Annotated in this window: 17 protein-coding genes; 4 read left to right on the forward strand and 13 right to left on the reverse strand. The window is 66.9% G+C overall.

The window, feature by feature from the left end:
• Positions 1-17: 17 nt before the first annotated feature.
• The 4 genes from FOC84_RS32380 to FOC84_RS32395 form a co-directional block, all read right to left on the reverse strand.
• Positions 18-2510: a TonB-dependent siderophore receptor gene (locus tag FOC84_RS32380; protein WP_173149574.1), complete on the reverse strand. Its 2493-nt coding sequence runs from the start codon at positions 2508-2510 to the stop codon at positions 18-20.
• 122 nt (positions 2511-2632) lie between these two features.
• Positions 2633-3631 (reverse strand): FecR family protein, encoded by a 999-nt coding sequence (locus FOC84_RS32385; protein ID WP_173149576.1) that lies wholly within the window; start codon positions 3629-3631, stop codon positions 2633-2635.
• 23 nt (positions 3632-3654) lie between these two features.
• The gene (locus FOC84_RS32390; RefSeq protein WP_173149578.1) at positions 3655-4152 is read right to left on the reverse strand and encodes an RNA polymerase sigma factor; all 498 of its coding nucleotides are present in this window, start codon (positions 4150-4152) and stop codon (positions 3655-3657) included.
• 166 nt (positions 4153-4318) lie between these two features.
• Positions 4319-4855 (reverse strand): YaeQ family protein, encoded by a 537-nt coding sequence (locus FOC84_RS32395; RefSeq protein WP_173149580.1) that lies wholly within the window; start codon positions 4853-4855, stop codon positions 4319-4321.
• 151 nt (positions 4856-5006) lie between these two features.
• On the opposite strand from FOC84_RS32395, the gene FOC84_RS32400 reads away from it, so the two are divergent.
• Positions 5007-5648, forward strand: coding sequence for a LysE family translocator (locus FOC84_RS32400; RefSeq protein ID WP_173149582.1), 642 nt, complete (start codon positions 5007-5009; stop codon positions 5646-5648).
• A 73-nt stretch (positions 5649-5721) separates the two neighbouring features.
• Here the strand turns inward: FOC84_RS32400 and FOC84_RS32405 are convergent, their stop codons facing one another.
• The 5 genes from FOC84_RS32405 to ggt all read right to left on the reverse strand — a co-directional run bounded on the left by FOC84_RS32405 (position 5722) and on the right by ggt (position 12722).
• Entirely contained in the window at positions 5722-7581 is a 1860-nt protein-coding gene (locus FOC84_RS32405; RefSeq protein ID WP_173150572.1) for a dipeptide ABC transporter ATP-binding protein, read from the reverse strand.
• Positions 7582-7597: 16 nt separating this feature from the next.
• A complete protein-coding gene (locus tag FOC84_RS32410) occupies positions 7598-8476 on the reverse strand; it encodes an ABC transporter permease (RefSeq protein ID WP_088140044.1) in 879 nt (292 codons plus the stop codon).
• Positions 8473-9417, reverse strand: coding sequence for an ABC transporter permease (locus FOC84_RS32415; RefSeq protein ID WP_173149584.1), 945 nt, complete (start codon positions 9415-9417; stop codon positions 8473-8475). Before FOC84_RS32415 ends, FOC84_RS32410 begins: the two co-directional genes overlap by 4 nt.
• Positions 9418-9546: 129 nt before the next feature.
• Positions 9547-11058 (reverse strand): ABC transporter substrate-binding protein, encoded by a 1512-nt coding sequence (locus tag FOC84_RS32420; protein ID WP_173149586.1) that lies wholly within the window; start codon positions 11056-11058, stop codon positions 9547-9549.
• 35 nt (positions 11059-11093) lie between these two features.
• Positions 11094-12722, reverse strand: a complete 1629-nt coding sequence (gene ggt, locus FOC84_RS32425; RefSeq protein WP_173149588.1) for a gamma-glutamyltransferase — start codon at positions 12720-12722, stop codon at positions 11094-11096.
• Positions 12723-12815: 93 nt separating this feature from the next.
• On the opposite strand from ggt, the gene FOC84_RS32430 reads away from it, so the two are divergent.
• Positions 12816-13718 carry a LysR family transcriptional regulator gene (locus FOC84_RS32430; protein WP_173149590.1) on the forward strand — a complete coding sequence of 301 codons (903 nt, stop codon included), beginning with the start codon at positions 12816-12818 and terminating at the stop codon, positions 13716-13718.
• Positions 13719-13721: 3 nt separating this feature from the next.
• Here the strand turns inward: FOC84_RS32430 and FOC84_RS32435 are convergent, their stop codons facing one another.
• The 3 genes from FOC84_RS32435 to FOC84_RS32445 are packed head-to-tail and all read right to left on the reverse strand — an operon-like array spanning position 13722 to position 18133.
• A complete protein-coding gene (locus FOC84_RS32435; RefSeq protein WP_173149592.1) occupies positions 13722-15893 on the reverse strand; it encodes a phosphocholine-specific phospholipase C in 2172 nt (723 codons plus the stop codon).
• Positions 15894-15928: 35 nt separating this feature from the next.
• Positions 15929-16111: a hypothetical protein gene (locus FOC84_RS32440; RefSeq protein WP_173149594.1), complete on the reverse strand. Its 183-nt coding sequence runs from the start codon at positions 16109-16111 to the stop codon at positions 15929-15931.
• A gap of 18 nt (positions 16112-16129) precedes the next feature.
• Positions 16130-18133 (reverse strand): alkaline phosphatase family protein, encoded by a 2004-nt coding sequence (locus tag FOC84_RS32445; protein ID WP_173149596.1) that lies wholly within the window; start codon positions 18131-18133, stop codon positions 16130-16132.
• Here FOC84_RS32445 and FOC84_RS32450 point away from each other — a divergent pair.
• Entirely contained in the window at positions 18132-18329 is a 198-nt protein-coding gene (locus tag FOC84_RS32450) for a hypothetical protein (protein ID WP_173149598.1), read from the forward strand. The two genes, FOC84_RS32445 and FOC84_RS32450, sit on opposite strands and share 2 nt — an antisense overlap.
• Here FOC84_RS32450 and FOC84_RS32455 read toward each other — a convergent pair.
• On the reverse strand, positions 18326-20269 hold the full coding sequence (locus FOC84_RS32455) for a PhoX family protein (RefSeq protein WP_173149600.1): 1944 nt from the start codon (positions 20267-20269) through the stop codon (positions 18326-18328). The genes FOC84_RS32450 and FOC84_RS32455 overlap by 4 nt on opposite strands.
• A 199-nt stretch (positions 20270-20468) precedes the next feature.
• Between FOC84_RS32455 and FOC84_RS32460 the strand changes: the two genes are divergently transcribed.
• Positions 20469-20903, forward strand: a complete 435-nt coding sequence (locus FOC84_RS32460; RefSeq protein ID WP_173149602.1) for a general secretion pathway protein GspC — start codon at positions 20469-20471, stop codon at positions 20901-20903.
• Position 20904 lies beyond the last annotated feature (1 nt).

Consider the following 20904-nt stretch of genomic DNA (forward strand, 5'->3'; position numbering starts at 1 on the left):
GGCAACCGCAAGCTTGCTCAATACGTGCCGCGCACCGTCAGCATCCAGTTGCGCGGCGCGCCATACCAGTTGCCGCCATCCGCACCGCCCACGCGTTCGTAGTAGACCTTGTCGAACACGTTGTTGGCGTTGAGCGTCAGGGTCCAGCTGGGGTCGAAGCGGTATTGCGCCATCAGGCCGAACACGGCATGGCCAGGTTCGCTGAACTTGTAGGGCGAGGCCTTGCCATCCGGCGCATAGACCGATCCGGAGACGAAAGTGGAACTCTGCATGATGGCATTGCCGCCGACGCGCCAGCGCGACAACGAGCCCGGCAGCGTATAGGCGGTGGAGAATTTGAACAGATGCCGCGGGGTGATCGAACTGAACACCGTATCGTCGCTTTTGTCCTTGGAATTGTTGAAGGTGTAGCCCAGCGCGATCTCCCAGCCCGGCGTGACTTCACCGCCAATCTCCAGGTCCACGCCGCGGCTCACGACCTTGCCCTGCGCCTGGTAGCAGCAACTGCCTGCCCAGACGTCATAGGATTCCGGGTAGCGCCGATCGAGCACGCCGGTGCCGGTGCGTTCGACGTTGAACAGGCTGAGCGTGGCGTTGAGCCGGCCATCCATCAGTTCGCCCTTGATGCCGGCTTCGTAGCTCTTCCCCCTGATCGCGGGCAGCGAGGTGCCCGGCGCCGGTCCTGACTTCAGCAAGCCTTGCGGCTTGTGGATGGCTGAATAGCTGACATACGCCGACCAGGCGTCGTCCAGATCGTAGATGACGCCGCCATAGGGAGTGGTCTTGCTGGGTTCCTCATAGTCCGTGCGCGAAGTCACCGCCCAACTGGAGCTGGCATCCTTCCGGTTCGAAACGGTCTGGAAGAACTTATAGCGGCTCACGCGGGCGCCGGCGATCAGGTGCAGGCGCGAGGTCGGGTTAAAGCGCAGCAGGCCGTAGAGGCCTTTCTGCTCCTGGCCCCAGGGTTCATAGCGTGTGGTCAGCGGCACGTTCATGTCGGGATTCCAGGCGTTGCGGTCGAACACATCGACCGGCACCATCCAGTTGTCCACCGGCTTGCCGGTATTCCACGTACCCTCCACGCGCTGCCAGTCGACACCCAACAGGATCTCGTGGCTCTGCCCGAACAGATCGAAGCCGCCGCTGAGGTTGGCGTCAAACAGGTTCTGCTGGTTGTCCATGACGTAGCGCCCGCCCCCCCAGGTGGCGCCCGAGCCGTCCACCGGACTGATGGCGCCGTAGGCAAAGGCGGTGGTCGAACGCGTGTCGCTGCGCTCTTGCGTGTAGTTGAGCCTGAGCCGCCAACGATCCGAAAAGCGCTGATCGAGCTGAGCGAAAAGCTGCCTGGTCTCGGTCGATGCCAGCGCCCACGGCTGAGTCAACGAAGTCGAGCGCGACAAGCCCAGATCCCGGCCATCGGCGTAGCGCGGCACGCCATCGCCATTGCCGCGTTCACGGTTTTTCGTGTAACTGCCACCAACCGTCAGCAGCGTGTCGCGCGTGAGGTCCGCTTCCAGCACGCCATACACCTGGGGCGATTCCGTGCTCCGGTCGTCCAGGAAGGAGTCGCTGTTTCCGTACACGGCCACGGCGCGGCCCCGCAAGCGCCCGTCGAAACCCAACGGACCCGTGGCATCAATCATGCTCCGGTAGTTGTCCCAGCTGCCCGCCGAGGCCTCGACGATCACCTGCGATTCAGCCAGCGGCTTCTTGCGCACCAGGTTGACGATGCCGCCCGGATCGCCCATGCCGCCCAGCAGGCCCGAAGCGCCGCGCATGACTTCGACGCGGTCGTAGAACGCCAGATCCTGGCCCGCATCGTAGGTATACGCGCCCAACGCCAGCGGTGCGCCGCCGTCGATCTGCATGCTGGTGATCTGGAAGCCGCGGGAATAGAAGTTGAACGAGTTGTAGTTGGCGCGCTGCACCGTGATGCCCGCCGCCTGCTCCAGCGCGTCGCTGACGCTGACCAGATGCTGATCTTCGATCTGTTGGCGAGTGACCACCGACACGGACTGCGGCACTTCGCGGAAGGCCAAGTCGGTCTTGGACGCAGTGCTGGTGACGCGGCTGGTATAGGAGCCGGTGCCTTCCGTGGTGCCGTCTTCGGCGCGCCGCGCGGTCACGGTAATGGCCGACAGCGTGGCGGCATCCAGATTGTCCGGTTCGCGCTCGATCACGGCCTTGCCGTTCTCCACGGCGGCGATCAGGCCGCTGCCCGCCAGCAGCCGGTCCAGCGCCTGCTGCGGCGTCAGTCGCCCGGCCACGGGCGGCGCGGTCTTGCCGGCAACCAGCGCGGGGTCGTACAGAAGTTCCATGGACATCTGGCGAGCGACCTCGACCAGCGCCTCATGCAGAGGTTGCCGGGCCGAATTGATGATGACCGCGGTCTCGGCAGCCAACGCAATGGCGGGAACGGCCGCCAGGGAAATCAGGGCGAGGGACAGCCGTCCCAGCAGTAAGCGTGCGCGCGCGGGCTGGCGGCGGGGGCGGAAAGACAGAGGGGACATGAGGGATTTGTTCCAACGGGTTCAACGCGGCTTGCGGTCGCAAGCCGGCACTCATGGATAACGAGTGCGCAACGATGGAAATCCCTGAAGCGCCAGGCCGTGAATGTTGTAATAGATTGAAACTACAGCGCCGGCGTCAGCACGTAACCGCCTTTGGCGTCGGCCCGCACGCGCACCGGCGCCATGCGGGGCAGCAGTTCAAGCAGGCTGCCGGGAGAGTCCACGCTCAGCGTGCCCGATACCCTGAGCTGCGCCAGGCGCGCGCCTTCCAGCCGGATGACGAAAGGCGCGTAGCGGTTCAACTCGGCCACGGCCATGGGCAACGGCGTGTTGTTGAAAACGATCCGGCCTTCGCGCCAGGCCGTGACCGAGGCCACATCGACGGCCGCAGCCGGCGTAAGCCCGTCGCGGGTCGCGAGCAGCCCTTCGCCCGGCCCCAGCGCTTCCCGCCGCCAAAACGCCCAGCCTGCGCCCCGGACTTCGACCGAACCCGCGGCCACCGCAACCTCGGTGGCGTCGTCCCGCCTGCGGACATTGAACCGCGTGCCGGTCACCTGCACGGTCGCCCGCCCTGCGCGCACGATGAAGGGGCGCGACGCATCAGCGGACACCGAAAAACTGGCCTCGCCAGTTTCCAGGTCGACCTCGCGGCTGTCCGCGTAAAAGCGCACCACGGCGCGGCTGTCGGTGTTCAGGTCGATTGAAGAGCGGTCAGGCAGGAGCACGGTCCGGCGCTGCCCGTGCGCACTCGCCAACGCCTGCTCGAAATTCGCGGGGCGCTGCCAGCGCATGCCTATGCCGAGGCCGCCGACGGCCAGCGCGCCCGCGCCGGCCAGGCCCCAGCCCAGCAGCGCGCGCCGCCCGCGTCCGGCGGATTTCCCCGACGACTCCGGCGGCGCACCGGCCAATGCGCGCAAGCGCTCATGTCCCGCCTGGCCCGTGCTGTCCCAGAGTTGTTCCAGCAGCGCATACTCCTTGCGGTGCCCCGGGTCAGCCCGCAGCCATGCGTCGAACTCCCGCCGATCCGCGTCGCCCATGCGTCCGGACCGAGCGCGCGCGAACCACGCCGCCGCGGCGTCGCGAGGGTCGGAGTAGTGGCGGGGATCCAAGGGAGCGTTCATCGGGGAGAAGCGTGAGGCCGGATTCAGCCTGAGACACCGCTTTGCAGGACATCGCGCAGATGGCGCATGGCACGCATGATATAGCGTTCGACGGTATTGAGTGAAAGCCCCATCCGGGCTGCGACCTCGGCTTGGGTCAGCCCGTCGATGCGGTGCCAGATGTATGCCTGGCGGCATTTCTCGGGCAACTGCCGCAATGCGGCGTCGATCGCATGCGCGAGCTGGATGCCGTCAAGCTCGTCCGTGACATCGGCCGACTGCGGGTGCTCGTGTTCGGCCAGGTCGTGCAGCGGCATGCCGGCGCGCTGGCCGAGCTTGCGCAGATTGCTCACGAGGTTGTTGCGGCTGGCTTGGTACAGATAGGCGCAAGGATCGGCCAGCGCGGCGCCCTGCCGCTTCAGCATGCCCAGCGCGGCCTCTTGCAGCGCATCCTCCGCCTCTTGCGGATGCTCGCTGCGGCGCGTCCAGTCGCGGAACATCGTTGCGTACTTGGCGAGCCAGGTACTGGGCTGGGGGGGCATCGGCACTGGCGGCGGGAGCAGTCGAAACAGGCTGCATCATAAATGATAACAACTCTCATTTCAAAATCACCTGCTCCGCGACGCTGCGCCCCGGGCTAAGCTGCGCTCCCGCCATCCGCGCCTGTGCGCGGATCCCGCGGCACGAACGCCCTTCCTCGCCCAGGCGTCAGCGCCAGATCTCCGGCTCGACGCTGACCTCGCCCTTGTCCGCCGAGAAATACACCACGCCATCCGAGATGTTGGCGTTCAGCCGCATGGTGCGCTCAGCCAGCTGGGCCAGGGCCCGGGTCTGGTCGGCGGGCAGGTTGACGATCTTCAGGTTGCGGGTGCGCTCCAGCTTGTTCTTCACGCCGTCCCACCAGATCTTGCTGGCGGAGCCGCCATAGCAATAGACGATGACCTCGTCGGCGCGGCCACAGGCGCGCAGGATGCGGCGTTCTTCCGGCTGGCCGACTTCGATCCAGAGCTTGACCGCGCCGGTCAGGTCCTTGACCCACAGGTCGGGCTCGTCGGTGTCGCTCAGGCCCTTGGTGAAGGCCAAATCTTCCTGCGCATGCAGGGCGTAGGCGACCAGCCGCACCATCATGCGCTCGTCGGTTTCCGAAGGATGGCGGGCGACCGTCAGCGAGTGGCTGCCGTAATAGTGGCGGTCGGTGTCGGCGACGTTGAGCTCGGCCTTGTAGATGGTGGCGCGCAGGGCCATGGCGTAAATCCGGTGAATGTAGCGAATTGCTGAAGGCCGCCATGATAACGCCTGCGGCGCCGTGGCACGGCGACGGACGGCTGCGGGCGCCGGCCCGGCGGCGCTACACTGGCCGGCTCCGCTCCACCACGCCCGCCACCGGATCCCGCCCATGACCGCCACCGCCGCCCTGCTCGCCTTTACCCTGGCCGCCGCCATCCTGACCGTCACGCCCGGCATGGATAGCGCGCTGGTGCTGCGCACCGCCGCCGTCGAAGGCAGCCGCCGCGCCCTCATGGCCGGCCTGGGCGTAGCCGCTGGCTGCCTGGTCTGGGGCGCCGTGGCGGCGTTTGGACTGGGATCGCTGCTGCTGGTGTCGACCTTGGCCTATGACGCGCTACGCCTCTGCGCGGCCCTATACCTGTTCTATCTGGGCGTGAAACTGCTGTGGGGCACGCGGCCCGGCAAGCAGGCCGCCCCGGGCGCCGCCCCACCCGCGCCGGCCGCGGCCGCCAGCGCGGGTGGGTGGTTCGTCCGCGGCTGCCTGACCAACGCCCTCAATCCCAAGATCGGGATCTTCTACATCACCTTCCTGCCTCAGTTCATCCCCGCGGGCGCGGACGTGCTGCGTTTCAGCCTGCTGCTGGCTGGCATCCACGCGGTGCTGGGCATACTGTGGTTCGCCGTGCTGGTGGCCGCGACGCGGCCGCTGGCGCGCTGGCTGTCGCGCCCGGCCGTGATGCGCGGCCTGGACCGCATGACGGGCGCGGTGTTCATCGCCTTCGGGCTGAAGCTGGCGCTGGAAAAGCGCTAGTTTCGGCGTTCCAAGAACGCCCCCGCGCGCAGCGGGGCGCAAGCCGCCGGCGGCCAGCCGGCGGCCTCCTGCCTCAATAGACCCCGATCGGATGGCGGGCCACGAAATGGCCCTCGCCCACGGCGACCAGCGGCTCGACCAGCGGATCGTCGCCGAGCTTGCGCATCGGGCTGGGGATCTCGTCGACCAGCAGCGAGCGCTCACGGTGGCGGCGCTGCGGATCGGCGATGGGCACCGCCGCCATCAGCTTCTTGGTGTAGGGGTGCTGCGGGTTCTCGAAGATCGCCCGGCGCGGCCCGATCTCGACGATCTGCCCCAGGTACATCACCGCCACCCGGTGGCTGACGCGTTCGACCACCGCCATGTCGTGCGAGATGAACAGGAATGACACGCCGAGTTCGCGCTGCAGGTCCAGCAGCAGGTTGACGATCTGCGCCTGGATCGAGACGTCCAGCGCCGACACGGATTCGTCGGCGATCACTACCTTGGGGTTCAGCGCCAGCGCGCGCGCAATGCAGATGCGCTGGCGCTGGCCGCCCGAGAACTCGTGCGGATAGCGGTCGATCATTTCGGGCAGCAGCCCGCACTTGTCCATCAGCCAGCGCACCCGATCCTGCGCCGCCTTGCCGCGCGCCACGCCGTGGATCAGCAGCGGCTCCATGATGGAGTAGCCCACCGTCATGCGCGGGTCCAGCGAGGCGAACGGATCCTGGAAGATGAACTGGATGTGCTGGCGCAGGGTCTGCATGGCGCTGCCGCGCAGCGCGCCGATGTTCTTGCCGTCGAATTCGATGCTGCCGGCCTTGCTCTTGACCAGCTGCAGCAGCGAGCGGCCAGTGGTGGTCTTGCCGCAGCCGGACTCGCCCACCAGCGACAGCGTCTCGCCCGGATACAGGTCGAAGCTGACCTTCTCCACGGCGTGCACGCGCTTCTGCACCCGGCCCAGGATGCCGCCCGTGATGTCGAAGCTGGTGGTCAGGTCACGCACCTTCAGCACCGGGCCGTTTTCGCGGCGCACGGTGGACGCCGCCGCGACGGGCGCGGCCGCGGCTTGCGCTCGCGCCGTGGCGTCATCCACGCGCAGCAGCGGGAACGGCGCGGGCTCGTCCGTGCCCTGCATGGCGCCCAGGCGCGGCACCGCCGACAGCAGCGCGCGCGTGTAGGCGTGCTGCGGCCGGGCGAAGACCTCGTCCGAGCTGCCCTCTTCGACCTTGTCGCCGCGGTACATGACCAGCACGCGGTCGGCCACTTCAGCCACCACGCCCATGTCGTGCGTGATGAAGATCACGCCCATGTCCATTTCTTCCTGCAGCTGACGGATCAGTTGCAGGATCTGGGCCTGGATGGTCACGTCCAGGGCCGTGGTCGGCTCGTCGGCGATCAGCAGCTGGGGCTTGCACGACAGCGCCATGGCGATCATGACGCGCTGGCGCATGCCGCCCGACAACTGGTGCGGATAGCGGTCCAGGATGGCGCGGGCCTCGGGGATGCGCACGCGCTCCAGCATGCGCAGCGTCTCGGCGCGGGCCGCGGCCGCGTCCAGCCCCTGGTGCAGCTGCAGGGCTTCGGCAATCTGGTTGCCGGCCGTGAAGCTGGGGTTCAGGGACGTCATGGGCTCCTGGAAGATCATGGCCACGTCCGCGCCGCGCACGCGCTGCAGCGTGCTGTCGGGCGCGTTGAGCAGGTCCAGCACTTCGCCGCTGCGCCGGCGCAGCAGCATGCCGCCGTTGACGATCCTGCCGCCGCCGTATTCGACCAGGCGCATCAGCGCCAGCGAGGTCACCGATTTGCCGGAGCCGGATTCGCCCACGATGGCCAGGGTTTCGCCACAGTCGACGTGGAAGGAGACTTTGCGCACCGCTTCCACGATGCGCTCGGGGGCTTTGAAGCGCACGGTCAGGTCGTTGACTTGGACGACGCGCTTGGGGTCCATTGTTGTTGCCATGTGTTTACTTTTCCTGACGCGGATCGAGCGCGTCGCGCAGGCCGTCGCCCAGCAGATTGAAGCCCAGCACCACCAGGAAAATGGCCGATCCGGGGAAGATCGACATCCAGGGCGCCTGGGTCATGAAGTTCTTGGCGGTGTTCAGCATCGAGCCCCAGGACGGGTTCGGCGGCTGCAGCCCCAGACCCAGGAACGACAGGCTGGCCTCGGCGATGATTGCCGTGGCGATGGTGATGGTGGCCTGCACGATCAAGGGCGGCATGACGTTGGGAAACACGTGGCGGCCGATGATGCGCAGGTCGGACGCGCCCAGGGCGCGCGCGCTCTGCACGTAGTCCTCGTTCTTGACCGCCAGCACCTGCCCGCGCGTGAGCCGGATGAACTTGGGCGCGGCCGAGACGCCGATGGCGATCATGGCGTTCATCAGGCTGGGGCCCAGGAACGCGGCCAGCGCGATGGCCAGGATCAGGAAGGGAATCGCCAGCAATGCTTCGGTGGCGCGCGAGATGATGCTGTCGGTCCAGCCGCCGAAGTAGCCGGCGGCAAGACCGAAGGGCACGCCCACCGCCAGCGCGATCAGGACCGACACCAGGCCCGCCATCAGCGAGGCGCGGGCGCCGTACACCATGCGGCTGAAAATATCGCGGCCCAGCTCGTCCGTGCCCAGCCAGTAGGACGCCGAAGGCGCCTTGCGGATGGTGGTGAAGCTGGTCTGGAAGGGATCGTGGCTGGCGATCAGCGGCGCCAGGATGGCCAGCAGCACGAAGAACAGCACAATGACCAGGCCCAGCATGGCGATGTGGTTGCGCTTGAATTTGCCCCAGGCGCGGTTGCGGCTGCGGGGCGGCGTGACGGCTGCGGCCGTTGCAGGAATTGCGCTCATGAGTGCCTCAGGCGGGGATTGACCAGGATGTACAGGATGTCGGCCAGCAGGTTCATGATGATGAAGCCCACCGCCACGCAGAGCACCACGCCCTGCACCACCGCGTAGTCGCGCGTGAAGACCGCGTCGACCACCAGCTTGCCGAAGCCCGGGATCGTGAAGACCTGCTCGGTCAGCACGGCGCCCGCCAGCAGTTCGCCGAACAGCAGCGTCACCAGCGTGACGATGGGCATGAGCGCATTGCGCAAGGCGTGGCGCAGCACCACGCTGCGCGGCGACACGCCCTTGGCGCGCGCGGTACGCACATAGTCGGCCGACAGGGCTTCCAGCATGGCGGAGCGGGTATGGCGCATGAGGTAGGCCGCGATGGCCGTGGACAGCACCAGGGACGGCATCAGCATGGTCTTGATCGACAGCCAGAAGTCCTCGGACGGCGACACGTAGCCCGAGGCCGGCAGCAGCTTCCACTGCACCGACACCACCATGATGAGGATGATGCCCAGCCAGAAGTTGGGTATGGACATGCCGGACAGCGCGGCGATGTTGGCCCCCATTTCAACGGGCTTGCCTTTCTTCACGGCGGCGATGATCCCCATGGGGATGCCGATCAGCAACGCGAAGAACATGGCCATGGCGGCCAGTTGCAGCGTGACCGGCAGCTTCTGGCCGATCAGCGTGGTGACGGGGACGTCGGTGCGCAGCGATTTGCCCAGGTCGCCTTGCAGGACCTGTCCGGCCCAGGCGGCGTACTGCACGGGCAGCGGATCGTTCAAGCGGTACTTGTCCCGCAGGTAGTCCAGGACGGCCGGATCGCGTTCTTCGCCGGCCAGCGTCAGCACTGGGTCGCCGGGCAGGATTTTCTGCAGCATGAAGACGATCATCGACACCAGTATCAGTGTCGGTATCGCGACGATCACGCGGCGCAAGATGAGTTTAAGCATATGAGAAACCGTAAGACAGGAACGGCGGACGGGGCCGGGAGGATATTCCGCGACGCCCCGCCGCCGCAAACAACAACCGGACGCGCAAGGCGCGTCCGGCTGGCGTGGCGCGCAACGGCCGCGCCGCGATCACTTCTGCGCGTACGTCACGCCTTTCAGGCGGATCATGCCGTCGGGATAGGGTGTGAAGCCCTTGACCTTCTTGGCCAGCGCGAACGGCCAAGGCTGGTAGTAGTTATACACCCCGGGCAATTCGTCCTGGATGATGGTCTGCGCCTGGTCATAGATGGCCTTACGCTTGGTTTCGTCCGGCACGGTGCGGGCCTCGTTCAGCAGCTTGTCCACTTCCGGGTTGCAGTAGTGGCCATCGTTCAGCGCGCCCTTGCAGGTGACGAAAGCGTGGATGTTGCCGTCCGGATCGACCCGGCCCGACCAGCCCAGCATCACGACCTGGAAGTTGCCCCCGGCCGATTCCTTCTGCAGGGCCGCGTACTCGGTCGGACGCAAGGACAGGTCGAAGCCCGCCTCGGACGCCATGGCCTGGACGATCTCGGCGATCGACGACGTCGTGGTGTTGTTGCCGAACATGACCTCGGCCTTCACGCGGTCGAAGCCCGCTTGCTTGAGCAACGCCTTGGCCTTGGCAACGTCGCGCTGGGTCGGCGGGAACTTGTCGCTGTGGTAGGGGCTGGCGGGCGGGAACGGCTGCTGGGCCGGATCGAAGATGCCGCCGCCGGCCACTTCGCTGATGGCGTTGCGGTCAATGGCGTACTGGAACGCCTGGCGCACCAGCTTGTTCTTGAACGGATTGTCCTCGGCGCGCTTGCCGTTGGCGACGTTGAACATGAACTGCTGGAAGCCCAGGCCGGCCACCGGCGCGAACGTCAGGCTGGCGTCGGTCTTGACCTGCGGCACGTCGGAGGGATTCAGGCGTTCCAGCATGTCCAGGTCGCCCGCGCGCAAGTTGGACAGGCGCACGGTGGTGTCCGGAATCGGCAGGAAGGTCACGCGCTTGAAGGCGAAATCCTTGGCGTCGTAGTACTGGTCGAATTTCTCCAGCACGATGCGGTCGTTCTGGATGCGTTCGACGAACTTGTAGGGGCCGGAGCAGACCGGCTTGCGGCCCACGGCGGCGACGTCGTCGCTGAAGGTCTTGGGCGACAGCATCATGCCGGCGCGGTCGGACAGCTGGGCCAGCAAGGTGGCGTCGGGCTTTTTCAGCGTCAGCACCAGGGTCGTCGCGTCGGGCGCGTCGACCTTTTCGACCGAGGCCAGTTCGCCCTTGCGCAGGCTGTCCGGCAGCGACATGGCGCGTTCCAGGTTGGCGCGGGCCGCGGCGGCGTCGAACTTGGAGCCGTCATGGAACAGCGCGTCCTCGCGCAGCTTGAAGGTCAGCACCTTGTTGTCGGGGCTGAACGACCACGAGGTGGCCAGTTGCGGCACGAAGTGCAGCTTGGGATCGATGTCGATCAGCTTGTCGCACAGCGAGGTGAAGACGATGCGGCCCACATACGTGCGCGCCCGGTGCGGGTCCAGCACGTCCGGATCTTCCTGCAGGCCGATCCGGATGTTCTGGGCGGAAGCCGCGCCCGCGGCCAGCGCCAGCAGGCTGGCGCCGAAGGTCAAGGTCAAGCGTTTCATTATTTAATTTCCCCTTGTGGCTGCGCTATTGCGTATTAGAAGCCGACCGCCTGACCATCGCGCCGGCTGTCGCTGGCGGCGACATAGCCAAGCTCGTTGTCGTTTTCGGACATGCGCCAGATGAACTGGCCCGCGCCGAAATCCATGTACGGATCATCGACCGACTTCAGAGCATGCCCGAGGTCTTTCAGGCCCGCAATGGTGGAAGCCTTCATATTGGTCTCGATGTCCAGCGTGAAATCGCGGTTGACCTTCCAGCGCGGGGCGCAGCAGGCAGCCTGCGGGTTCTGGTGATAGTCCAGCATGCGCACCACGGTCTGCATGTGGCCTTGCGGCTGCATGTCGCCGCCCATCACGCCAAAGCTCATGACCGGCTTGCCGCCGCGGGTCAGGAAGCCGGGGATGATGGTGTGGAACGGACGCTTGCCGCCTTCGACCACGTTGGCCGACTTCGGATCCATCGAGAAGCCCACGCCGCGGTTCTGCATGCTGATGCCGGTGCCCGGCACCACCACGCCCGAACCGAAGCCCATGTAGTTGGACTGGATGAACGAGATCATCATGCCGTTCTCATCGGCGGCGGTCAGGTAGATGGTGCCGCCGGCGTGCGGACGGCCCGCCTCGAAATGGGTGGCGCGGTCCAGGCGGATGAGCTTGGCGCGGCTGTCCAGGTAGGCGTCGGACAGCATCTGCTCCGGCGTCACCTGCATGGAGCGCGGATCGGCCACATACTTGTACAGGTCGGCGAAGGCCAGCTTCATGGCTTCGATCTGGATGTGCTGCGACTGCACCGAGTCCACCGGGATGTCGGCCATGTCGAAGCGTTCGACGATGCCCAGCGCGATCAGCGCGGCAATGCCCTGCCCGTTGGGCGGGATCTCGTGCAGCTCGTAGCCGCGATAGGACTTGGAAATGGGCTTGACCCATTCCGGACGGTAGTTGCGCAGGTCTTCCAGGGTCATGGCGCCGCCGCATTCCTGGCTGAAGGCAGCGATGCGTTCGGCGAGTTCGCCTTCATAGAAGTCGCGACCCTTGGAGGCGGCGATGCGGCGCAGCGTATTGGCGGCGTCCGGGAAGCGGAAGTGTTCGCCGACCTTGGGCGCGCGGCCCTCGGGCAGGAAGGCCTGGGCGTAACCCGGCTGCGATTTCAGTTCCTCGGCCGCGGCGGCCCATTTGTGCGCCACCACCGGCGGCACGGCGTAGCCGCGCTCGGCGATTTCGATGGCGGGCTCGAACAGCTGCTCGAACGGCAGCTTGCCCAGTTTTTCATGCAGCGCGGACCAGCCGGCCACCACGCCTGGCACCGTCACCGCGTCCCAGCCGCGCTTGGGCTGGATCGCCAGGCCGTCGGCGCCCACGCCGTGCTTGCGCTTGAAGTATTCGGTGCTCCAGGCCGCGGGGGCCACGCCCGAGGAGTTCAGGCCATGCAGTTCCTTGCCGTCCCAGACGATGGCGAAACAGTCGCCGCCCAGGCCGCAGGACACGGGTTCGACCAGGACGATGGTGGCGGCCGCGGCGATGGCGGCGTCCACGGCGTTGCCGCCCTTGAGCAACATGCGCAACCCAGCCTGCGCCGCCAGCGGATGCGACGTGGACACCACATTGCGGGCGAACAGCGGAATGCGGACGGAAGGATAGGGGTTGCCCCAGTCGAAGGATTTCATGTGGCTAGTCTCATAACGGGTAAGCGGCCGAAGTTACTCCCGTGGTCTAATTAAATCAATTTGAAATTTTGTTCCGTCATAAAAGAGATTTTTATGAGTACCATCCGTTTTCTGCGCACTTTCCTGGCGGTCGCGCACCATGGTTCCTTCTCCGAAGCGGCCGAACAGGTGGCGCTGACGCAGGCCGCAGTCAGCTTCCAGATGCGCTCCCTGGAAACGGAACTGGGACGCGAGCTCTTCGACCGCAGCGGCCGCCTTGCCATCCTGAACGCCGCCGGCCGGGAATTGCTGCCGGAAATCAAGCACTTGCTGGATCTTTACGACCGCATGCGGAAGCCGCGCACCGCGCCCGGCGAGCTGGCCGGATCGGTCGCCGTGGGCAGTATCGTGTCGTGCATGGGCACCCTGTCCAAGGTCGTGTCCGGCATGAAAAAGCAGCACCCCAAGCTGGACGTGCGCATCCTGTCGGGCAAGGCCAGCGAGCTGGCGGGCAAGGTCGAGGACGGCGAGCTGGACGCGGCCTTCCTGGTGGAGGCCGGGCGCAAGATGGCCAGCACGCGCTGGACCGCGCTATATGAAGAGCAGCTGGTGGTGATCGCGCCGCGCTCGGCGCCTGGGCAAGACGCGCGCCAGGTGCTGGCGCAGAACCCCTTCCTGCGCTTTGACCGCACCCAGCGCACCGGCCTGCAGATAGACCGGCTGCTGCGGCGCCTGGGGGCGCCGCTGAACGAATTCCTGGAACTCAACGCCATCGAGACGCTGGTCGAGCTGGTGCGCCAGGAGGTCGGCGTGACGCTGCTGCCGCTGATCAACGGCTCCAATTGGCAGCACAGCCCGGAACTGCGGATCCTGACGCTGCCGCAGGACCTGGGGCCGATGACGCGCGCCATCGGCATGCTGGAGCGGCGCGAGCATGCACGCCAGGGCATCACGGCGGCGATCTGCGAGTCCTGCGCCCAGGCTTTCCGGGCGCGCGAACCGCAGACCGCCGCCTGAGGCCTACAGCCCCATCGCCGGGTCCGTCACCGAGGCACGGCCGGTTTCGACGCGGCCGGCAAAGCGGCGCAGATAGGCCGGGTCTTCGGCCAGGCGCACGGTGAAGTCGTACCAGCCCTGGCTGCCTTGCAGCGCCCAGTGCTGTTCGACCTGAGCGCCCGCGGGCACCGTGAACTTCCAGCGCTCGTGGTTGGCGTAGTAGGCGTTGGGCGCAACTTCGAAGGTGCAGGGATTCTTGCCGCCATTGATGAAGCTGACGTAGACATCGCCCTTGGCGATTTCGTAGCAGACGCGGATCTCGGGCGCCAGCGCCGAACTGCGGGCCAGGGTCAGGTCGCCAGCGAAATGGCGGTGATAGCCGTTGGGGCCCAGCACCCACAGGTCGTACTTGCCGCCGTCGGCCGCCGTGTCCCAGCTGCCTTCGAGCTGCTTGTCCGGCTCCACCGTGTAGCGGCGCGGCAGGCGCTCCAGGTGCAGGCGGTCATAGACGTGGAACACCGCCGCCTGCTTGCCCGTGTTGGAGAACACCAGGCGCATGGCGCCCGTGTCGGGCTGGGCGCGGCCGCTGGTGTGCAGTTCGTAGGGCAAGGCGCGGGAGTAGCGCACGCCCTGCTCCTGCACCGGCTTGGCCTGGGCGCTGGGGTCGGGCAGCGGCACGGCCTTCAGCGCTTCCTGCGCGCTGCGCTCGCTGTCCGAACCCGCGCGGGTCAACAGGTTCAGGTCGGGCAGCTTTTCGCTGTTGGGCGTGGCGAAGTTGAAAGCCGAGGTCATGTCGCCCAGCACGGCGCGGCGCCACGGGCTGATGTTGTCCTCGGCCACGCCGAAGCGGGCCTCCAGGAAGCGCAGCACCGAGGTGTGGTCGAAGGCCTGGGAATTGACCCAGCCGCCGCGGCTCCACGGCGACACCACGTACATCGGCACGCGCGGGCCGGGGCCGTAGACGCGGTCGTCGGCGGCGTCCTGGGCCGAGGCATGCGTGTGGCGCTCCAGGTCCGTGTTGACGGTGGAGGCGCCAGCCATCGAGCCGTCCGGGTTCAACGAGGGCGCGGCGGGCGGCGGCAGATGGTCGAAGTAGCCGTCGTTCTCGTCGAAGTTGATGAGCAGCACGGTCTTGCTCCAGACCTCGGGATTGGCGGTCAGCGCGTCCAGCGTTTCCTGGATGTACCAGGCACCCTGGATCGGGCTGGACGGGCCGGGGTGCTCGGAGTACGTGGCCGGAGCCACGATCCACGACACCTGCGGCAGCTTGCCGTTGACCGCGTCCTCGCGCAGCGCCTTCAGGAAGCCGCCGTCGGGCATGGTGTTGGCCGTGCCCTTGTAGAGCGGGTTGGCGGCGTCCATGGAGGGCGTCCAGGCCGGATACGGCGCGCCGTTGGCGCTGTTGCCGGCCAGCTCGTTGGCGCGGCGGTACTGCTTGAAGCCTGCCAGCGGGTTGTCGCCGAAGTTCTCGGGCAGGTTCTGATAGACCTTCCAGCTGACGCCGGCTTCCTGCAGGCGCTCGGGATAGGTCTTCCAGGTCCAGCCGGTGGACGAGGCGCCCAGGCTGTCCCATTGGTTGCGGGTCGAGGGGCCGTTGCCCAAAGCCAGCGGATCATTGGTGCCGGTCCAGTGGAACAGGCGGTTGGTATTGGTGCCGCCATGCGTTGAGCAGTGGTAGGCGTCGCACAGCGTGAAGGCTTCGGCCAGCGCGAACTGGAACTCCACCTCCTTCTTGCGGTAGTAGCCCATGGACTGGTTCTGCTTGTAGCGTGGCCAGTGGTCCATGCGGCCGCCGTCCCAGGCCATCTGCGCGTCCACGTAGTCGTGCGGCGTGCCGGCCACGCGTTGGGCGTTGCCCTGGGTGCTGTCCAGGTGATACGGCATCACCACGCGGGTGCCGTTGCTCTGTTCCCAGACCGAGCGCTTTTCGGGCAGCGGGATGGTGATGCGGTCGCCGAAGCCGCGCACGCCCTTGAACGTGCCGAAGTACATGTCGAAGGAGCGGTTTTCCTGCATCAGGATGACCACGTGCTCGACGTCGTTGATGGTGCCGGTGCGGTTGTTGGCGGGGATGGCCAGCGCGCGGCGGATCGCCGGCGGGAACATCGACAGCGCGGTCAGGCCCGCGGTCGAGGCGGCTGCGTTGCGCAAGAAGCGGCGCTTGCCGGCGTGGACCTGGTCTTTATCGAACGTCACGGATTCTATTCCTATGGATCGGGAGGGAGCGCGGCTCAGGGCGCGCAACGCAATTCGGGTTTGACGGGCTCGGGCTTGGGCGTTTCGGGCTGGCCGGTGCCGGGGTCCTTGCCGCCGTCGCTGTCGCCGTCATCGCCGCCGCACGCGGCCAGCGTGGCGCTCAGCATCAGCACCGCGCCCAGGCGCAGGAAACCGCGCAAGATCATGGACATGTTCATTTTTCTATCCTTGGTACATCAGGGAAACAGTTCGGAAACGGACTTGCCGGACAGGGCCAGCGACTTCACCTCGGCTTCGGTGAGCGCGCGCGACCAATAGGCCAGGTCGTCGAAATACATCGTGTACGGGCCCTTGGTGCCGGCGCAGCAGACGCCATAGGTGCCGCGTCCGTCTTCGTTCAGGCCCAGGTGTGGTCCATAGACGCCGGCGATCTTGCTCAGGTCGACCGAGCCCGTGCCGATGGTGCGCTGCGAGAAGCCCAGCTCGCTGTCGTAGACGGAGGCCGTCAGGGTCTTGGCCGTCTTGTTCACGGTCATCGCGACGTAGACCGGCTTATTCGGGGTGAACTTGACGTTGTTGATGTCGACCCGCGAGCCGCCGCCAGCCAGGTTGAAATACAGCACTGGACCGGCCCATTGCGCGATGGTGATGCCGGGGTTGCCGCCAGAGTTGTAGTCCTTGTTGCCCAGAATGGAGCGGTCATTGGCAGTGCCGTCGGACTGGTACCAGAAGCCGATGGTGAAGGCTTGGGCCGCGTCCAGCATGCCTGCCGGATAGTCCAGCTTGAAGCCACCCAGGGCAGCCGCGCCACGGTCGTTCTTGAACATCTTGCCGAACACGCCCGCCTCGGCGTAGGCCGGCGCCTGGGTGCCGTCGAACGGCGTGATGGCCCCGCCGCCCGCGGCGATATCGGTCATATTGCCTTCGAAGGGGAACAGCATCGTCAGGCCGGTGCGCAGCGTAGCCAGCAGCGGCAGCGGCTTGGTGTACGCCACGGTGGTGCGCGCGGCGCTGACCGCGCTGCCGACCGCCACGCTGTAGTTCAGCGTATGCACGCCCTCGGTGTCGAACTTGAAGCCCCGGTCCACGTACTCGGCGGCCGTGCCGGGCACACGCGCGATCTCCACGCCGTCGCGGCTGACCACGATGTCGCCGGCGGGTTCGCCCACGCGCACCCAGCTCAGCGTCACGCTCTTGTTGTCGGTCGAGGTGCGGGCCGCGGTGTGGCGCAACGCCAGCTTGCCGGCAAGCGAGGTGCCCGCCATGTCGTACTTGGCGGCGGCAGGCAGGGCTTTCAGGTGGTCCAGCACCGTCGGCGCGACGTCGGCCGCGCTGGGAAACGCGTACCAGTTGTTGTCCCACAAACCGTCGAAGGAGGCGTCGTCGGCGCTGCCGCCCAACAGTGCCGGCTGGTTGGCGGCCAGCAGGATGGTCTTGTTCGAGGACAGGGGACGGCCGTCGCTGGCGCCGGTCTTGCCCAGGCCGTGGCTGGAAGCCAAGATCACCAGCCACTTCTCGCCGGGATGCTGCGCCTTGCGGTCGGCGATCTGCTTGGCCAGCACGCCGATGGCGGCGTCGGTCTGGCGGATCGCGCTGTCATAGGCCGAGCCGAAGCCGTTCTCCGAAGCAACACCCTCCGGCGCGCCGAACTGCGCCACCACCACGTCATAGCCTTCGGTGATGCGGTCGCGCGCCTGGGCTGCGACGCAATCGTCCGCGCCGGCGCAGTCGGTCAGCGACTGCAGATAGCCCGCATCGCGCTGGCCGGCGATCAGTCCGGCCACCACGGTCGAATTGAAGGCGGCGGCAGTGCGCGCTTCGGGACGCGCCTGCTTGACGCGCTGGAACAGGGTCGGCGATTGCAGCGTTTCGCCCTGCACGCTGTAGCGCACGCCGTGCTGATCGGCCCATTGCCCCGTCAACAGCGTCGCCCAGCCCGGCGCCAACAGCGTGGGCTGCTGCGTGGGCGCATCCGTCACGCCGCCGGTCCAGGCGCGCGTGGCGTTGAGCTGCGCGATGTTCGGCAGGAACTTGTCTGCCACGCCGCGGCGCATCGCGTCATAGGTCAGGCCGTCGACGCCGATGAACAGCACCTTGTCGGCGGGCGTCGGGTCCGGCTGGGTCACCGGCGGCTGGGTCGGCTGTTCGGCGTCGTCGTCATCGTCGCTGCCGCCGCAGCCCGCCAGGGCGCTGGTCGCCAGCAAGGCCGCGCACCATCTTCTCCAATTCAATGCTTGCATGCTTCTCTTCTCTAGTCATGAACAGGGTTTTATGCTGGGCCACATGATGGGCAGCAAAGGTGAAAGCCCCGTGAAGCAAAGAAGAGAAACCTTGATCGACGGATCAGGATTCTTTTGCGCGCGACGCGAAAAAAAACGGCTTCCTGAAGGAAGCCGTGCCAAGACGGCAGGCAAGCTGGGCCTGGCGCGAGCCTAGGCGCCAATCTTGACGCCGGTCAAATAGCCCACCGACGCGCCGAAGCCGTCCTTGTAGTTGGCCTTGACCAGGGGCTCCAGCGTGGGCCGCACCACCGAGTGCACGCTGCCCCAATCGGCCGCGTGTTGGAAGTTGCTGGTGATGTAGGTCCAGCCGTTGATCTCGTCCACGGCCTGCAGGCCGGTGGATTCGGCGGCCACCGGGCAGGACAGCAGGCGCGACAACTGTTTGGTGTCGACGTTGTAGGCCCACAGGAAGTTGTTGACGTGGCCGCCGCTGTCCTCGCCCACGAACAGCGTGCGCAGCTTCTCCGAGAACTTGAGGTTGTCGGGGTTGGAGATCTTGCCAGCGGCGTGGGTGTTGCCCAGCGCGTCGCGCGCGGCCAGCACTTCGCCTATCAGTTCCGGCACCGCGGCCATGTCCACCGGCACCCAGGCGCTGTCGATGGTCTTGCCGTCGGTGTCGACCTGGCCTTCCTTCATGTGCAGCTGGTAGACCGCGCCGGCCGCCGGGCCTTCGACCTTGAAGCCAGGCGACAGGCCGTCGGTCATCGAGCTGTCCACGCGCGACATCGCGCTGTAGGCGATCTTGTCCTTGGCGTTGACGGTGGTGCCTTCCATCTTGGAGAAGGCCAGCGTGCCGCCCACCATGGCAGCGTAGCGGTGGGTTTCCAGAAAGGCCGCGGCCACGTTGCGGCCAGGCTGCAGCTTGACCCAGTTGTCCTTGCCGGAATAGCGGATCTTGGTGAAGGCGGCATCCAGCGGGTCGGCGGTGCGCACGTCCATGATGTCGGCGGCGCTCAACTGGTCGGCCAGCGCCTGCACGTCGGCGCTGGTCGCATGGCCCAGCTTGATCCAGCTCAGCGTGCCAGCGCCGGGGCCCGCGCCCGAAGTCTGGTTCCATTTGGCCACGTACAGCGTGCCGGCCGACAGATCGGCCTTGCGGTCGGCCACGAACATGAACAAACCGCCGTTGGTGGCGTCGTCGCCCATCAGCGCGGTGCGCTGGTCCGGCATGACCTGGACCAGTTCATGCGAGATGCGGCCCATGCAATAGTGCTTCTTGATGGTGCCGGTGCCGTCCGGATTGACGGTGACTTCGGGCATGTGGCCGTAGTGGTAGGGATTGGCCTTGGCCGGATCGCCGTAGAGATTCTGGCTGTAGGTCTTGAATGAGGACGAGGCCTTGGCCGTGGTGGCGTCGGGCTCGTACTCTTCGCTGGACAGGTGGGTGTTCCAGGGCGAGAGGCTCGCGCCACAGGTGATCCACAGGCCATGCACCGACGACGTGTCCACGGTGTGGTACTTAACCAGGCTGAGCTTGCCCGTGTTGGGGTCCTGCGACAGCGTCAGTACCGCGATCTGCGACGGCAGCAGGCCGTACATGTCCTTGCCGGCCTGGTCCATGGACTGGTACTCGAACTGCACCACCGCGTACAGCGCGTTGCCGGCCACGCCCGCCACCTTGGTCGGTTCCGACAAGGACAGCAGCGACATGCCGTCCGGACAGTTCGAGAAGAACTGCCGCGCCCGGGCGGGCACCGAATTGTCGACGATGGGCGCGCCGGCCAGGTTGTAGTAGCCGCCGGCGACCACGGTGCCGCCCTTGCCGTCCGGCACGGCGTCGCCCGTCATGAAGAAGGGCTCGTAGCCCAGCTCGACGCTGCGCTTGGAGCCGTCGCTGAACGTCAGCTCCAGCGCCGAGGCCACGGTGGTGCGCGCCATCAGCTCAGGCTGGGACAGCGAGGGCGCGGCCATGGACGTGAAGGAGGCGGACTTGAAAGTGACCGGCGTGACGGGCGGCGCGCTGTCGTCGTCATCGTCGCTGGAATTACAGCCGGCCAGCAGCGCGGCCAGGCTGACGCCGCCCAGCGGCAGCATCGGCGCGCCTCCCAGCATTTTCAGGAGTCGGCGGCGATTGGCTTGGTTCAGGTCTTGCATGCGGGTGTTCCCTGTTGGAGAGGAGGTCTGCCCGGCTTCGGCATCCGGACTTGAGCGCATGCTAGACATGGGGCATGTACGAACGATGACAGCATGCCCCGCGCGATGGGCGCCGTGGCAAATACCGCCGGCCATCGCAAGCCTGTCATGTAGCAACGCTATAGTCGGCCCGTCGCAACCCGCCCTGCCCATCCGTTCCATGCTCCTGTCCCTGCGCCCGAACCTGCCCGCCGCGTTCCGCGTTCTTGCCGTGCTGGCCCTGGCCGCAGGCCTGGGCGCATGGGCGTCGATCCTGCTTGCGCCCAAGGCTGGCGCCTTGCCTCCCGCGGTATCGGCAGCCGCGCCGCGCGCCGCCGACAACACGCCGGTGGCGCTGTGGTTCGGCCGGGACGAGGCCATGCGCACGCAGATCACCGTGCTGGGCGTGATCGCCTCGGGCGCCGACGGCGCCGCCGTGCTCAGCATCGACGGCGGCCCGCCGTTGGCCTGGCGCGCGGGCGGCGAAGTGGCCCCCGGCATCGTGCTGCGCGAAGTCGCCGCGGACGCCGTGACGGTGGAACAGGCTGGGCGCGCCAGCCGCCTGCCTGCCCCGGCCGCCCTGCCCGCGCCCGCTGGCATATCGCGCGAAAAGTAGG

Source organism: Achromobacter pestifer, assembly GCF_013267355.1.
Lineage (GTDB): Bacteria > Pseudomonadota > Gammaproteobacteria > Burkholderiales > Burkholderiaceae_B > Achromobacter > Achromobacter pestifer_A.